At 54.1% G+C, this 14,047-nt stretch carries 15 protein-coding genes; 10 read left to right on the top strand and 5 right to left on the bottom strand.

The genetic code is table 11. The features are described 5' to 3' along the window. Positions 1–25 precede the first annotated feature (25 nt). The gene (locus HBA55_RS16955; protein ID WP_166993848.1) at positions 26–1,948 is read left to right on the top strand and encodes an ATP-binding cassette domain-containing protein; all 1,923 of its coding nucleotides are present in this window, start codon (positions 26–28) and stop codon (positions 1,946–1,948) included. Positions 1,949–1,954: 6 nt separating this feature from the next. Here the strand turns inward: HBA55_RS16955 and HBA55_RS16950 are convergent, their stop codons facing one another. Next, positions 1,955–2,389, bottom strand: coding sequence for a universal stress protein (locus HBA55_RS16950; RefSeq protein WP_166993846.1), 435 nt, complete (start codon positions 2,387–2,389; stop codon positions 1,955–1,957). Between the two features lie 146 nt (positions 2,390–2,535). Here HBA55_RS16950 and HBA55_RS16945 point away from each other — a divergent pair, with 146 nt between their 5' ends. After that, entirely contained in the window at positions 2,536–3,042 is a 507-nt protein-coding gene (locus HBA55_RS16945) for a hypothetical protein (RefSeq protein WP_166993844.1), read from the top strand. Here HBA55_RS16945 and HBA55_RS16940 read toward each other — a convergent pair. After that, positions 3,030–3,764 carry a hypothetical protein gene (locus tag HBA55_RS16940; RefSeq protein WP_166993842.1) on the bottom strand — a complete coding sequence of 245 codons (735 nt, stop codon included), beginning with the start codon at positions 3,762–3,764 and terminating at the stop codon, positions 3,030–3,032. The two genes, HBA55_RS16945 and HBA55_RS16940, sit on opposite strands and share 13 nt — an antisense overlap. 280 nt (positions 3,765–4,044) lie before the next feature. On the opposite strand from HBA55_RS16940, the gene topA reads away from it, so the two are divergent. The 3 genes from topA (at position 4,045) to HBA55_RS16925 (ending at position 7,564) form a co-directional block, all read left to right on the top strand. Continuing rightward, on the top strand, positions 4,045–6,735 hold the full coding sequence (gene topA / locus HBA55_RS16935; RefSeq protein WP_166993840.1) for a type I DNA topoisomerase: 2,691 nt from the start codon (positions 4,045–4,047) through the stop codon (positions 6,733–6,735). 19 nt (positions 6,736–6,754) lie between these two features. Next, positions 6,755–7,207, top strand: a complete 453-nt coding sequence (locus HBA55_RS16930) for a hypothetical protein (protein WP_166993838.1) — start codon at positions 6,755–6,757, stop codon at positions 7,205–7,207. A 108-nt stretch (positions 7,208–7,315) separates the two neighbouring features. Then, positions 7,316–7,564, top strand: a complete 249-nt coding sequence (locus HBA55_RS16925) for a hypothetical protein (RefSeq protein ID WP_166993836.1) — start codon at positions 7,316–7,318, stop codon at positions 7,562–7,564. A gap of 95 nt (positions 7,565–7,659) precedes the next feature. Here the strand turns inward: HBA55_RS16925 and HBA55_RS16920 are convergent, their stop codons facing one another. Together HBA55_RS16920 and lexA are read right to left on the bottom strand one after the other, a co-directional pair. Next, positions 7,660–8,118 carry a SulA-like leucine-rich domain-containing protein gene (locus HBA55_RS16920; RefSeq protein ID WP_166993834.1) on the bottom strand — a complete coding sequence of 153 codons (459 nt, stop codon included), beginning with the start codon at positions 8,116–8,118 and terminating at the stop codon, positions 7,660–7,662. Between the two features lie 76 nt (positions 8,119–8,194). Then, positions 8,195–8,797 (bottom strand): transcriptional repressor LexA, encoded by a 603-nt coding sequence (lexA, locus tag HBA55_RS16915; protein WP_166993831.1) that lies wholly within the window; start codon positions 8,795–8,797, stop codon positions 8,195–8,197. Positions 8,798–8,968: 171 nt separating this feature from the next. Between lexA and HBA55_RS16910 the strand changes: the two genes are divergently transcribed. After that, positions 8,969–9,613 (top strand): LOG family protein, encoded by a 645-nt coding sequence (locus tag HBA55_RS16910; RefSeq protein ID WP_166993829.1) that lies wholly within the window; start codon positions 8,969–8,971, stop codon positions 9,611–9,613. 34 nt (positions 9,614–9,647) lie between these two features. Here the strand turns inward: HBA55_RS16910 and HBA55_RS16905 are convergent, their stop codons facing one another. Then, positions 9,648–9,980: a DUF6763 family protein gene (locus HBA55_RS16905; RefSeq protein WP_166993827.1), complete on the bottom strand. Its 333-nt coding sequence runs from the start codon at positions 9,978–9,980 to the stop codon at positions 9,648–9,650. A gap of 345 nt (positions 9,981–10,325) precedes the next feature. Between HBA55_RS16905 and HBA55_RS16900 the strand changes: the two genes are divergently transcribed. From HBA55_RS16900 to HBA55_RS16885, 4 genes are read left to right on the top strand one after another with little or no spacing between them, the layout of a single operon-like run. Then, positions 10,326–10,964 (top strand): TetR/AcrR family transcriptional regulator, encoded by a 639-nt coding sequence (locus HBA55_RS16900; protein WP_166993825.1) that lies wholly within the window; start codon positions 10,326–10,328, stop codon positions 10,962–10,964. 27 nt (positions 10,965–10,991) lie between these two features. After that, positions 10,992–12,041, top strand: coding sequence for a beta-N-acetylhexosaminidase (gene nagZ / locus HBA55_RS16895; RefSeq protein ID WP_166993823.1), 1,050 nt, complete (start codon positions 10,992–10,994; stop codon positions 12,039–12,041). After that, on the top strand, positions 12,041–13,153 hold the full coding sequence (locus HBA55_RS16890) for a mechanosensitive ion channel family protein (RefSeq protein WP_166993821.1): 1,113 nt from the start codon (positions 12,041–12,043) through the stop codon (positions 13,151–13,153). The genes nagZ and HBA55_RS16890 overlap by 1 nt, the downstream gene beginning before the upstream one ends. Next, positions 13,150–13,926 carry an S-methyl-5'-thioinosine phosphorylase gene (locus HBA55_RS16885; RefSeq protein WP_166993819.1) on the top strand — a complete coding sequence of 259 codons (777 nt, stop codon included), beginning with the start codon at positions 13,150–13,152 and terminating at the stop codon, positions 13,924–13,926. The genes HBA55_RS16890 and HBA55_RS16885 overlap by 4 nt, the downstream gene beginning before the upstream one ends. Positions 13,927–14,047: the final 121 nt, after the last annotated feature.

Below are 14,047 nucleotides of genomic sequence, written 5' to 3'. Positions count from 1 at the left end.
AAGTTAGCTGGCGAGACGAAATATTATGGCGCTGATCGAACTGAAGAAGGCAAGCCTGCACTACGGTACCCAGGTATTGCTCGAGGGTGTGGATCTGAGCATCGAGCGTGGACAAAGGGTCTGCCTGATTGGTCGCAATGGCGCCGGGAAGTCGAGTCTGTTGAAGGTGCTGTCGGGCGACGTGCTGCCCGATGACGGCAGTGTCTGGCGGCAACCGACTCTGCGCATCGCCCGTCTTGAACAGGATCTGCCGGAGGCAGAGAATTTGTCTGTTTACGATGTGGTGGCGAGCGGTCTGCAAGAGGTGGGGCAGCTGCTGGCCCGCTATCATCACCTGCTCAGCGAGGCTCATGACGATAAAGCTCTGCAACAACTGGCTCAGGTTCAGCAGGAAATTGACAGCCATGACGGCTGGAGCCTCCAGCAAAAGGTCGAGACGGTCATCAGCCGCCTGCAGCTGCCCATGGACAAGACCATGGCTGAACTCTCCGGTGGATGGCGCCGTCGAGTAGCTCTGGCCAAGGCCCTGGTGGTTGAGCCGGACCTGCTGTTGCTCGACGAACCCACTAACCATCTGGACGTTATGGCCATCGAATGGCTGGAAAAGCAGGTGCTCGAATTTCGGGGTGCGGTGGTGTTTATCACCCACGATCGGGCATTGTTGCAGGCCCTGGCCACCCACATTGTGGAATTGGATCGTGGGCATCTGCGCAGCTGGGAGGGAGACTACCGCAGTTTTCTGGAATTCCGGGAACAGCAACTGGCGGAAGAGGAACGTCATAACGCGCTGTTCGACAAACGCCTGGCGGAAGAAGAGAAGTGGATTCGGCAGGGCATCAAGGCTCGTCGTACTCGTAACGAGGGTCGAGTGCGGGCCTTGAAGGCAATGCGGGATGAGCGATCTCAGCGACGTGAACGACAAGGCACTGCGCGCATTGAACTCAATACGGGCGGACTGTCGGGTAAGCTGGTTGCCGAGCTCGAGGGTGTGACCCAGAAATTTGGCGAGCGCACAGTGATTAGCAATTTTACCTCCACAGTTATTCGGGGTGATCGCATCGGCTTGATTGGCCCCAATGGGGCGGGCAAGAGCACGCTGCTGAAGATCGTGTTGGGCCAGTTGCAGCCCTCTGAAGGTAAGGTTCGCTGCGGCACCAACCTGGAGGTGGCCTATTTTGATCAGCTTCGGGACCAGTTGGACCTGGAGAAAAACGCCATCGATAACGTGTCGTTGGGACGGGACAGCATCACGATTGGCGGTAAAGACCGCCATATCATCAGCTATTTGGGAGACTTTCTGTTTACCGGAGCTCGGGCCAGGACGCCTTTAAAAGCCCTTAGCGGGGGAGAGCGCAACCGGGTACTGCTGGCCAAGCTGTTCAGCCAGCCGGCCAATATGTTAGTGCTGGATGAACCCACCAACGATCTGGATGTTGAAACCCTGGAGCTGTTGGAGGAAATACTGGCCGGTTTTGACGGCACCATCCTGCTGGTCAGCCATGACCGTCAGTTCCTGGATAATGTAGTGACCAGCACCATAGCCTTTGAAGGTCAGGGCAGGGTTCGAGAATACGTTGGAGGATACGAGGACTGGATTCGTCAGGGAGGGCACTGGCCCGCTATGGAGGAAAGCGCTTCCACTGCTCCCGAAGTCGTCAAGCAGGCGGCAAATGTGCAAGCTGCCGACGCCCAATCAATTGATTCCAATTCGGTGTCACCCAAAGCTGCCAAAAAGCTCAGTTACAAATTGCAGCGGGAGTTGGATGCCCTGCCAGCCGAAATCGAGGCATTGGAAAACCGGGTTTCAGCGCTGGAAGCCGATATTGCCTCACCGGATTTTTACCAGCAGGATCACGAGAAAGTCTCGGAGGTTCTGTCCCAGCTGGGCGAACTGCAGCAGTCTCTGGAAGAAAAGTACGCCCGCTGGGATGAACTGGAAGCTATGTAACCTAGGTTAATCCTTGACCCTGACGGCCAGCACGTCGGTTTTGGCACCATGCAGAACGCCGTTGGCGGTGGACCCGAGCAGCAGTGCAAGCCCCCGGCGGCCGTGGCTTCCCACAACAATCAGATCGACGTTGAGCTGTTCGGCAAGGTCGTGAATTTCGGCTACCGGTTGGCCTACGACAACATGCTGGTTTTCCTGGCCAATGTCAGCAGGCTGTGACAATTCCTTGAGTTGCTGATGAGCCTGTTGTTGCAGTTGTTCCTGAATTTCGCTGAGATCCACCGGAATATCGCCGCCATAGGCAAACGTTAACGGCTCCACCACATGCACAAGTGACAGGGTGGCGGCATTCGCCCTGGCCAGAGCAACCGCGCGGTTGAGTACTTGGTTGGATTCCTCGCTCAGGTCCAATCCGACCAAAATGTGTGAATAATTTGCCATCAGAGCCTCCTTTTCGCCTTAGCCTTTAGAAGGCATACTAGACCGCTTTGAAAATATTGCCTAGATCCAGATCAAACTGTCCCCGATTTTGAACAGGTACTGAGAGGGTGCTGGGTATAACCCATGGGGAGCAATAGAGACTGGATATGTGGTTAACGATTCTCATTGTCGGTTGCGCGGTCGCGTTGTTACTTGGCCCGATAATGCTGATGCAACCCACCGCTGGGCAGCGCCGGCAGGCGGCGCTGCGGCAGTGCGCCGCTGACAACGGCTTGAGAGTGCACCTGCAGCCCCCTCCGGAGGGGGCCGATGGTACTGAGAAGCTGAACTCTTCAGCGATGTATTGCCTGCCCTGGAAGCGTGCCAAGGACGCTCGCAACGTCTGGGTCCTGGTGCGCCGGGCTTATGAGCACGAACTCCATGCCTTTGGGCGCTGGGATTGGCAGGGTGAGGGTGCGGGCTCAGTATCTATGGCCATGATGGCCGATCGCCTCAAGCGGCTCCCGGCACCGGTTTTTGCCGTCGCCAGTGGCCCCCAGGGGCTTTGCTGCTATTGGTCAGAGCTGGGGGATGAAGCGGTGGTTAGAGAGCTCGCCCAATGGTTGCAGCAGACTGCCGGGGCGTTGGTGGATTCAAGTGATCAGGACGACTGAGGAGCACTCTCTTCGGGATTGATGCGGGTCTCGGGCATCAAGTCCTCGGACAAGGCTCGGCGTCGATTGGATAGAATCTCCGCCAGTTCTTTAATCATCCTGTGTCGTCGCTTATCGCTGTGGGCCGATTGCATCAGCAGTTGCTGGGCCTTTTTGTAGAAGGCGTGACCCGACAATACGTCGTTGCGATTAATGGCCCTGTGTCCCTGGGCGACGTGCGAGATAACGTCCACCATGAGATGAGCCCAGCTCAATTCAGAGAGAAAGATATTCATCTCCTCCAGACTGATTTTCCCCGAACGCTGCTGTTTGCGAATAACACCTGCCGCTTCTTCCAGGGAACGTTGACTGCGGGCGATTTGGGCGTCACTGCCCTTGAGGCGGTCGATCGTTACCACCTGGCCCTCATCGGCCAGATTTTCGCTTCTGGCAATAGCGGCCTGGTAACTGGCATCCAGGTAGGTGGCACTCTCATCGGCCGCCTTCATGGCCAGAATCAACTCAAGAATTTCCTCATTGATCAGTCGGGCGATGGCACGACTTTCGACCAGAAGATCCACCTCAACCACCAGTTCTTCAAGCTCTCGGGCACGATGCTTGAGGCGTTTGATTTTCTGCATGAGCGCTTTCTGGCGCTTTTCCCGCTCATTAATCACACTGACGGTGACCAGGGAAAGCACCGCTAAAGCGCAGAAAATGACCAAGCTGGCGAATGCAGACATGTTGAAAGACGTTGCCCGAAGATCGATGAATTACAGACTAATGTAGCGGCCCCGGGATGTGAACCTTTAGGTAGTGGGGTTTTCAAGTGGAGGTTATCTGTGCTATCTGTAAAAAAGGTCTGTGGCCCAATGAAACTGGAAAATTTCGCAGATTACACTTAAATCCTCAGAGATTGCTTGACCCGCCAGGAGCAAGGTCTTATATATGCGCATCCGCTTACCGGTAGTAACGGCCAGCGGCACGGCACAACAGAATTGAGTAAGTATACAGAAGGAATATATGGGTAAGTCCCTAGTAATCGTCGAATCCCCGGCCAAGGCAAAAACCATCAACAAGTACCTCGGCAGCGAGTACGTTGTGAAGTCCAGTGTTGGTCATATCCGGGATTTGCCCACCAGCGGTGGTACGAAAAAGCCGGTGGATCCCAAGGAAAGAGCTCGTCAGGCGGCCATTACCCGCAAAATGTCGCCCGAAGAAAAAGTGGTCCACAAGCGCAAGAAGGCCAAGGAGCAGCTGATCAACCGCATGGGCATTGACCCCGAGAATGGTTGGAAGGCCCATTACGAGGTGCTGCCGGGCAAAGAAAAAGTGGTGGACGAATTACGTAAACTGGCGGAAAACGCAGACACCATCTACCTCGCGACGGACTTGGATCGCGAGGGAGAGGCCATTGCCTGGCACTTGCAACAGGCCATAGGCGGCGACGAGAGCCGTTATCGCCGTGTTGTGTTCAACGAAATTACCAAATCCGCAATCCAGGAGGCCTTTAAGCAGCCTGGTCCCATCGATCAGAATCGGGTGAATGCCCAGCAGGCCAGGCGATTCCTTGACCGTGTGGTCGGCTACATGGTGTCACCATTGCTTTGGGAAAAAGTTGCCCGCGGACTCTCTGCCGGTCGTGTGCAGTCGGTGGCGGTGCGCCTGGTGGTTGAGCGGGAGCGGGAAATCCGCGCATTTATCCCGGAAGAGTATTGGGATGTTTTTGCCAACCTGCGTTCCCAGCAGGGCGATGAAGTTCGCTTTGAGGTGAAGAAGCAGGGCGGTGAAGCCTTCAAGCCTTTGAACGAAGCCCAGGCGACCGCGGCTGTGGATGCGCTTAAGCAATCCGCATTCAGTATCAGCAACCGTGAAGACAAACCAACCAAGTCAAAGCCCGGTGCGCCTTATATCACCTCGACATTGCAGCAGGCGGCAAGTACCCGGCTGGGCTTCAGCGTCAAGAAAACCATGATGTTGGCACAGCGCCTCTATGAGGCCGGCTACATCACCTATATGCGTACGGACTCCACCAATTTGAGCAAAGAAGCGGTGGATACTTGCCGCGAGTTTATCGAGGAAAATTACGGTAAACCGTATCTTCCCGCCCAGCCCAATTCCTACTCCAGCAAGGAAGGGGCTCAGGAAGCTCACGAGGCTATTCGCCCCTCTTCTGTCACTACCAAACCCACTCAGGTCAAGGGTATGGAGCGGGATGCTGAACGCCTCTATACGCTAATTTGGCAACAATTCGTTGCCTGCCAGATGACGCCTGCTGAATTTACGTCCACCTCCCTGACGGTAACGGCAGGTGACTACGAGCTGCGTACTCGTGGTCGTGTTATCCGCTTTGACGGTTTTATGAAAGTTCAGCCGCCCGCGGGCAAGAAGGACGAAGATGTGGTCTTGCCGGAGTTGGCGGTGGGGGACAATCTGGATCTGATCAAGCTGGAACCCAATCAACACTTTACCAAACCACCTGCAAGGTACACTGAAGCCAGTTTGGTGAAAGAGCTGGAAAAGCGAGGCATTGGACGCCCATCCACCTACGCTTCAATTATCTCCACCATTCAGGATCGCGGTTATGCCCATGTAGATAAGCGTCGATTCTATGCTGACAAGATGGGCGATATCGTCACTGAGCGTCTGACAGAAAGCTTCACGGAGTTGATGGATTACGGCTTTACCGCCAGCATGGAAGAGTCACTTGATGATGTTGCAGAAGGCAAGCGAGAGTGGCATCACCTGCTCGACAGCTTCTACGATGATTTCTCCAGCACGCTGTTGAATGCCCAAAACGACGAAGGTGGCATGCGACCCAACGAGCCCACGGAAACCGATATTCCCTGCGCCACCTGTGGTCGTCCTATGCAGATTCGGACGGGAACCACCGGCGTATTCCTGGGTTGTTCCGGTTACTCTCTGCCGCCCAAGGAACGCTGCAAGTCTACGATGAATCTTGTTTCCGGAGACGAAGCGGTAAACGTCGACGAAGATGACGAGGCGGAATCCAAACAGTTGCGTACAAAGCATCGTTGCAAAATTTGTAACACGGCGATGGACAGCTATCTGCTGGATGAGACCCGCAAGTTGCACATTTGCGGTAATAACCCGGACTGTTCCGGTTTTGAAGTGGAAAAGGGCAGTTTCAAGCTCAAAGGTTACGACGGACCGGTTATTGAGTGCGACAAGTGTGGCAGTGAAATGCAGCTTAAAACCGGGCGTTTTGGCAAGTACTTTGGCTGTATGTCTGAAGATTGCAAAAACACCCGCAAGCTGCTCAAAAACGGCGAGGCCGCACCTCCGAAAATGGATCCCGTACCCATGCCGGAATTGGCCTGCCAGAAAGTAGAGGACCACTATATTCTGCGTGATGGTGCTTCAGGACTGTTTCTGGCAGCCAGCCAGTTTCCCAAAAACCGGGAAACCCGAGCTCCACTGGTATCGGAACTGCTGCCTCACAAGAAAGAGATTGACCCCAAGTACACCTTCCTGTTTTCGGCACCGGTAGAGGATGATGACGGCAATCCCACCTTGGTACGATTCAGTCGTAAAACCAAAGAGCAATATGTGCAGTCTGAAATTGACGGCAAAGCGACAGGTTGGAAGGCTTTCTATCAAAATGGTGCCTGGGTGGTTACTCCCAAGCCCATCAAGAAAGCGGCCAAGAGTAGTACCAAAAAGACTAGCAAGCCGGCAAAAACGGATGCTTGAGTGGGTTTGATCTGCGGCCATGAGTAATCCATACACTGCGCGGGTACAACAAAAGTTGTTGCACGCTCAAATGTGCCTCGATCAACTCTCCGGGGCTTCTGCCCCGGAGAAGCAACAGCAATTGGCCATGTTGCAAGCGGCGACCCTGCACCTGGGCATCGCCCTCAAGTTGTATTGCCGTGAGCTGGCCAGCTTGCTGGGGTCACAGGAGCCGGAGCGAGTGTATGAAATTTCAGACCTCGATGTTAATCCCTTTCGGCAAATCGGCTGTGTTCAGGAGCTGACGCAGCACTCAGGATGTCGACAGCTGCAGGATGCAGAACGCACGATTCTCAATCCGGTGGTAAAGGCCAGTGGTCCCATGATTGCGGGGCATGTTGAGGTTGAGCTTACAAAAGGGCTGGTCCGCCAATGGCTGGAGCAGTTGCGCGAGCTTTCAGAGCGGCATCGTCAGGGCCTGGTGGAATATTGACCCCGGTCAGTGTTATCATTGGGCCTTCTTTATTCCCCAATACCTTTCAATATTGACTTTGCCTGGCCCACATTGCGGTAGACGGGTGCGTCAGTCACTGGAGTCATTATGTCCTCTTCCCTGTTTGAAATTGTAGAGCTGCCGGATGGCTGTATCGGCCTGCGCCGGGCAGGGGACGACGATAGTGAGCCTTTGGTGACGATCAAATTCTCCAGCGAAGCCGAGAGCTATCTGAATGATGCCCGGTTCGAAGTGGTAAAGGCGATGATCGAGGCGGGGTTGGAAACTGTGGGTGAGTTGGCAGAACAGGACTACACGGCGTTCGAACTGGAATCCGAACAGAGAACACTGCACTGACTGTTCGTTAATCGATACTCTTCAGCGGTCTGACCGCTATATCCCCAGCCGAGTTCTAAGCTACTGTTGTTTTCTCCAAATCGTCTTAATTAAATTTAGCGGTATCGCAGAAAAAGCCCCCGGCTGTTACCGTTGGTGGCGGCCTCCTCCATGTAAGCCATAGTGGCTTCATCGCGAACATCATTATTGGCAATAACAGTGTGACTGGTGCCTGCATTTAAGGCTTCCCATACCAGCCAGCGGTTGTCTTCCTCCTCGGAAGAATAAATCAATCGAATTTTCTCGCTTTGTACGCCATAGCTATCGAGCAATTTGCGATCAATCTTGCTGTCGACTACCCAGGTAATCCAGCGATCGCTGATTCGGCTCAGGTGGGCAATCACTGGCAATAGCAGCATGACTTCGTCGGGGCTGTGTTTGGTCAGCACAAGCTCTGTAATGCTGCTTTCTTTGCGAGGGGCTGTTTTGGTTGTCTGCAGCGGCATGTCGTGCAGCTGCGCCCCTGCCAACGCATGAGCCATATTAGGTTGTTGAACAGTTTGATGTGCATTCATGTTGCTTGCCCTCTCTAGCCTGCTCGCTATATGGGTATTTAAATGGTCATCGTCGTATCAGCGCGATGGTCGACACTCAGTCTCTTCTCAGGACGCCGACACTCAGACCTTCAATGGCAAAGCTGGATTGCTCCAGGTCAACCTTGATTACGTCGAACTCTTCATTTTCCGGCCAGAGTTCAACCATAGGACTGTTGCTTTGGTGTTGGATGCGTTTCACGGTGACTTCGTCGTCAATGCGGGCGACGACGACATCTCCGTTACGCACCTGCTCGGTTTTGTGCACTGCCAGCAAGTCACCATCCATAATGCCGATGTTCTTCATACTCTCACCGGTCACCCTGAGGAAGTAGTCGGCTGGAGGGCTGAAGAAACTGTTGGGGATGCTGCAATAGTCTTCGATGTTCTCTGCGGCGAGAACGGGATTGCCGGCGGCGACGCGGCCAACAATGGGAATGCCGGTGACGGCTTCTGGCAGGCGAATGCCTCTGGATGCCCCCGAGACCATTTCGATGGCGCCCTTACGGGCCAGAGCCTTGAGATGTTCTTCGGCGGCGTTGGCTGACCGGAACCCCAGCTCCTTGGCGATTTCCGCACGGGTGGGGGGATAGCCGGTATCGTCGATGTACCGTTTGATCAGGTTGAGGACTTCTTCTTGCCTGGCCGTGAGCTTGTGCATGGTGGGCTCCGATTGTTCTTTGGCTTTCCGTATGGGTGTCTGTGTTTTTATACAGTGTCTGTGATTATATACAGTGATTTGGGTCGCGCAAGTATTTTTAGGCAGATTTTCCCGCTGTGTGACTATACTTAAACTAAAGTGCGTCCTAAGTTGTTGTTTTAAGGAGGGTTTATGCTTGATGCAAAAATGCCTGAAGCCTGGCGGGTACTGCGGATCCAGTCAGAGTTGGTCGATGGTATAGAGCAACTTATCAAGTTAAAGGGGGCGGTGACTGTATTTGGCGGCGCCAGGTTTGAGGTGGGCAGCCGCTATTATGAAATGGCGAGGGAACTCGGCGGGTTGCTGGCAGAGGCCGGTGTTCCGGTTATAACCGGCGGAGGCCCCGGCATTATGGAGGGGGCCAACCGCGGTGCTTATGAGCGGGAAGGCGCTTCAGTTGGCTTGAATATCACCCTGCCCAGGGAACAGGACGCCAATCCCTACCAGAGTATCAGCTTGTCATTTCGCTACTTTTTTGTACGCAAATTCCTGTTTATTAAGAATGCGGTAGGGTTTGCCATATTGCCAGGGGGATTCGGCACACTGGATGAACTGTTTGAAGCCTTGACTCTGGTTCAGACTGAGAAGGTCGAGCCATTTCCAATCGTGCTGCTAGGCAAGGATTATTGGCAGGGATTATTGAAATGGATGGAGGAGTCGATACTGGCCAATGGCTGTATCGATCAGGAAGAACTGTCACTGTTCAGCGTGGTTGATACACCCGCCGAAGCCTGTGACATATTTACCCGGCATCTCGTCAGTCTGGCGACCGAGTAACCGCCAAACTCTGCCTCATACGGCGGCTGGGACCTTAAAAGTCCTCTGAACCTTGGAACAGATCAGGTTCAATCTGGTTGAGGGGATTGTTCCAACTGTTGGGATTGAGGACAGAATCGTTGCTCCAACTGGTATCGTCGACGGGCATTTCATAGGCGGCACTGGCGTCTTCCGGAGGCTGGGCCGGGGTCAGGTTCATTTCGCTCCAGCTGTCGCGGTCAACTTCGCTAACCGCGCCGTCAATATACTGAATTTCGATAGAACCACTGGCGGAGTCGACGGCCACGACTTCAAAATACTGGTTGTCCACCACGTCCTGATACCAGTCGCCGATGGCGGGTGCCGGTGAGTTGTCTAGTCTTGCCATGGATTCATTCCTTTTTAGGTGATTGAAAGTCCGGCATAAGCATTCGGTCATTTATCATGCTTTTGATTGCAACATACCGTCTATTGGATAGCCTTTAAAGCGTGATGTTCAGGGAGTGGGCTGGTCGAAATATGCACAGGTCGGCGTGTGGGTGTGCAAGTCGTTAATTTCTGGATGTTTTTTATTGAGAGGCTTGGTCTGGCTGAGGCTGCTTGCTCCCGGGGGTTATTTGGCTTCGCGGGTTCATAAAAAATCCGTCTATTGCAACCGCTCTCGTTTGTCGCCTTGACATGACCAGTCGCTGACCTTATGTTCCAATCGCTTTACTGCGGGAGAATAAAAAGCATGGGACAGTCCGACACGATCGAGCGGATTTTGGGTGCCGCCAGTGCACTGTTTGCCGAGCGCGGCTATACAGAAACCTCATTGCGGACCATAACCAGCACGGCTAACGTCAATCTCGCCGCAGTCAATTATCACTTTGGTTCAAAAAAAGCGTTGATTCAGGCTGTGTTTGCGCGCTTCCTGACGCCTCTGGCGGATCACCTGGAGAAAGCGCTGGATAAGCGGATCGCGGCCAAAGGCGAAGAAGCGCTCTGTGTAGATGAGTTGATTGATGCTCTCTTCAGCTCTCTGTTGGCCACGACCCGGGACCTGGGGGAAAACCAGGACCAGTTTATGCGCCTGTTGATGCTCGCCTACACGCAGTCCCAGGAGCACTTGCGTCACTTCATTATTGCCGAGTATGGCCAGCATTATTCACGCTTTACGGGGCTGTTGCGAGAAGCCATGCCAGAGGTAAAGCCAGAGGTGTTTTACTGGCGCCTTTATTTTATGCTCGGGGCATCGGTGTTCACCTTGTCCAGCTTCGATTCCATCCGCAATATCCTCAAGGCGGATTTCGATAAAGACAGCAGCGTCGAAGACGCTGTGAATCTGCTGGTACCTGCGATCACCGGCATGCTGAACCGCGAAGATGACTGATTACTCTGACAACAAAGACGTAAACCTATGACAATCGGCCCCGTAATTCTGGATTTGGAAGGCACCTCTCTTACCGAGGAAGAAAAGGACTTGCTGCAACACCCTGCCGTGGGTGGTGTGATCATATTTAGCCGCAACATCGATGGCTATGCGCAGTTGCAGCAATTGTTGGCTTCGGTGCGTGAGTTGCGATCAGAGCTGTTGTTGTGCGTGGATCAGGAGGGGGGAAGGGTACAGCGTTGCCGCGATGGTTTTACCCGCCTACCGCCCATGCAAGTGTTTGATCGGCTCTATCATCAGGATCCGGCGCAGGCATTAACGTTGGCGCGGGACTGTGGTTGGCTGATGGCTGCAGAGGTGATTGATATCGGTTTCGATCTCAGCTTTGCGCCGGTTCTGGATGTTGACGACAACTTCTGCAGCGTTATTGGCGATCGTGCGTTCTCGGCCGATGCGCAAGCGGTTGCAAAACTGGGGGCGGCGTTTATTGAAGGTTCCCGCACAGCAGGCATGGCAATGACAGGAAAGCATTTTCCCGGTCATGGCAGTGTCAGAGGGGACAGTCATTTGCTGCTTCCTGTGGACGATCGTGAACTTACGGAGATCTGTAACCGTGATCTGGTGCCCTTCGAGCGTTTGTCGAAACAACTCGATGCGGTAATGCCTGCCCATATTTTGTTTCCCAAGATCGATGCGGACAAGCCGGTGGGTTTTTCCGCTGTATGGTTGCAGACGATTTTGCGCCAGCAGCTGGGCTTTGAAGGCGTGGTGTTTAGCGATGATCTGGCCATGGCGGGTGCAACGGGCGTGGGCAGCTTTGCACAGCGCGCAGAACTCGCATTGCAGGCCGGGTGCGATATGGTGCTGGTTTGTAATCACCGGGACGGCGCGCGCGAGGTGCTTGAACAATTGCCGAGTTCGCTCTACCACGTCAATCAGGGCGATCGTCATCGTATGCGCGCCCGTCCCGGGCAATGGGACGGAGAGCTGAGGCAAAGTGAGCGCTGGCAACAGGTGCAGCAGGTTATTACGACCCTGAATCAACGAGTTTCTCAGTCTGGCGCGGAGGCCGTTTAATGGACATTGCCAATCGACTGGTGACCTGGGTGGGTGAAGGCAACTACTGGATCGTCCAGGTTTTTGCCATTGTTCTGTTGACACTGTTGGCGGCCATGCTGGCAAAAGTTTCACTGGATCGCCTGCTGCTCAAAGCCGAGCAAACCCACAATTTGTGGGATGACGCGTTTGTCGGGGCAGCGAGGCGGCCGCTGCGTTGGTTGATCTGGTTGATCGGATTAACCCTGGCGGCGCAGATGGCCGCCGAAGTGTCTGAGAATCAGCTGGCCCAGTTGATCCAGCCACTTCGTAAAATTGGTGTGGTGGGACTGTTGACCTGGTTTCTGGTACGTCTGATCCGGCATTCGGAAGACAACCTGATGGATCCACAGTTTTCTGAAAAACCAATGGATGCCACCACCGTTAAGGCCATAGGCAAGCTGCTGCGCATGTCGGTGCTGATTACTGCGGTATTGGTGGTTTTACAGTCAATGGGTTACAGCATTTCCGGTGTTCTGGCTTTCGGGGGAATTGGTGGAATCGCTGTTGGTTTTGCCGCAAAGGATTTACTGGCGAATTTTTTCGGTGGGTTGATGATCTACCTTGATCGTCCCTTTAGCGTGGGTGATTGGATTCGCTCGCCTGACAAAGAGATCGAAGGCACGGTGGAAGATATTGGCTGGCGGCTGACTCGCATTCGTACCTTTGACAAGCGGCCGCTGTATATTCCCAACTCCACTTTTGCCCATATCTCGCTGGAAAACCCTTCGCGGATGAGCAATCGCCGTATCTACGAAACGATAGGCGTGCGCTACGAGGATTCCGGCAAATTGCCAGAAATTATCGAGGCCGTAAAGGCCTATCTGCGCAATCACCCGGAGATCGATCAACGACAGACCCTGATCGTCAACTTCAACAGTTTTGCGGCCTGTTCGCTGGATTTCTTTATCTATACGTTTACCAAAACCACGGACTGGATTCGTTTCCACGAAATCAAACAGGAAATTCTGCTCGATATTCTGGGGATCATTGAGCGGCATGGAGCAGAGTGCGCGTTCCCAACTTCCACGGTGCATATGCCGGATCCGATTGCATTGCATACGTCAGCGCCGGTTATGGGAGAGCAACCATGAGGCTGGCGGTGGTCGGCGGCACTGGTCTGGCGGATTTTGCAGGTGTCGAGTGGCTCTCAGAGTCCCGCCCCAAGACGACATGGGGGCAGCCTTCTGCCCCGGTGCGGGTCGGAAAATTAACCCAGGGGGGCGAGAGTCATGAGTTTTTGTTCTTGCCACGGCACGGGCAAGGGCACACGATTGCTCCCCACCTGATAAATTACCGGGCCAATGTCGCCGCTTTGAAGGCAGCGGGCGCCACTCACATCATTGCCGTAAATGCCGTAGGCGGACTGACGGCGGCCATGGATACCGAGGTTCTGGCGATACCGGATCAACTGATAGATTATAGCCACAGTCGCGAATCCACCTTCTTTGATGGCCGCGATGGGAGTGAGTTGCGGCATATTGATTTTACCCACCCCTATTGTGAGCGCTTGCGTCAGACCTTAATCAGCGCGGCAAACGACCGTCAGATTGAAGTGGTGGCAGAAGGGGTCTATGGCTGTACTCAAGGGCCTAGGCTGGAAACGGCGGCGGAGGTTCGCAGGCTGATGAACGATGGCTGCGATCTGGTGGGTATGACGGCAATGCCAGAGGCCAGTCTGGCCCGGGAATTGGATATGTCTTACGCCAGTATTTGCCTGGTGGTAAATCGGGGCGCTGGACTTACCCGTGACATTATCACCATGGCCGATATTGAGAGGGTGGTGAACAGTGGAATGGCTCAGGTAAGAAACCTGATTGGGGCGTCACTGTTGCGATTTTACGCGACAGCCCGCCCGCTTCCCTGAAATACCCCGCCTTACTCCAAAATATCAAGAAAGTGAAATCTTTTGCTGGACAGCGGCCGGATTTTACCTTAAAAAGAGTGAATTCGCTTCGCCTTGACGGGAGCCGTCACGCTGTCACGGT

This window comes from Pseudomaricurvus alkylphenolicus (assembly GCF_011683955.1).
In the GTDB taxonomy this organism is placed as follows: domain Bacteria; phylum Pseudomonadota; class Gammaproteobacteria; order Pseudomonadales; family Cellvibrionaceae; genus Pseudomaricurvus; species Pseudomaricurvus alkylphenolicus.
The sequence above is the reverse complement of the archived record's forward strand: the minus strand, read 5'-3'. Positions and strand labels throughout refer to the sequence as shown.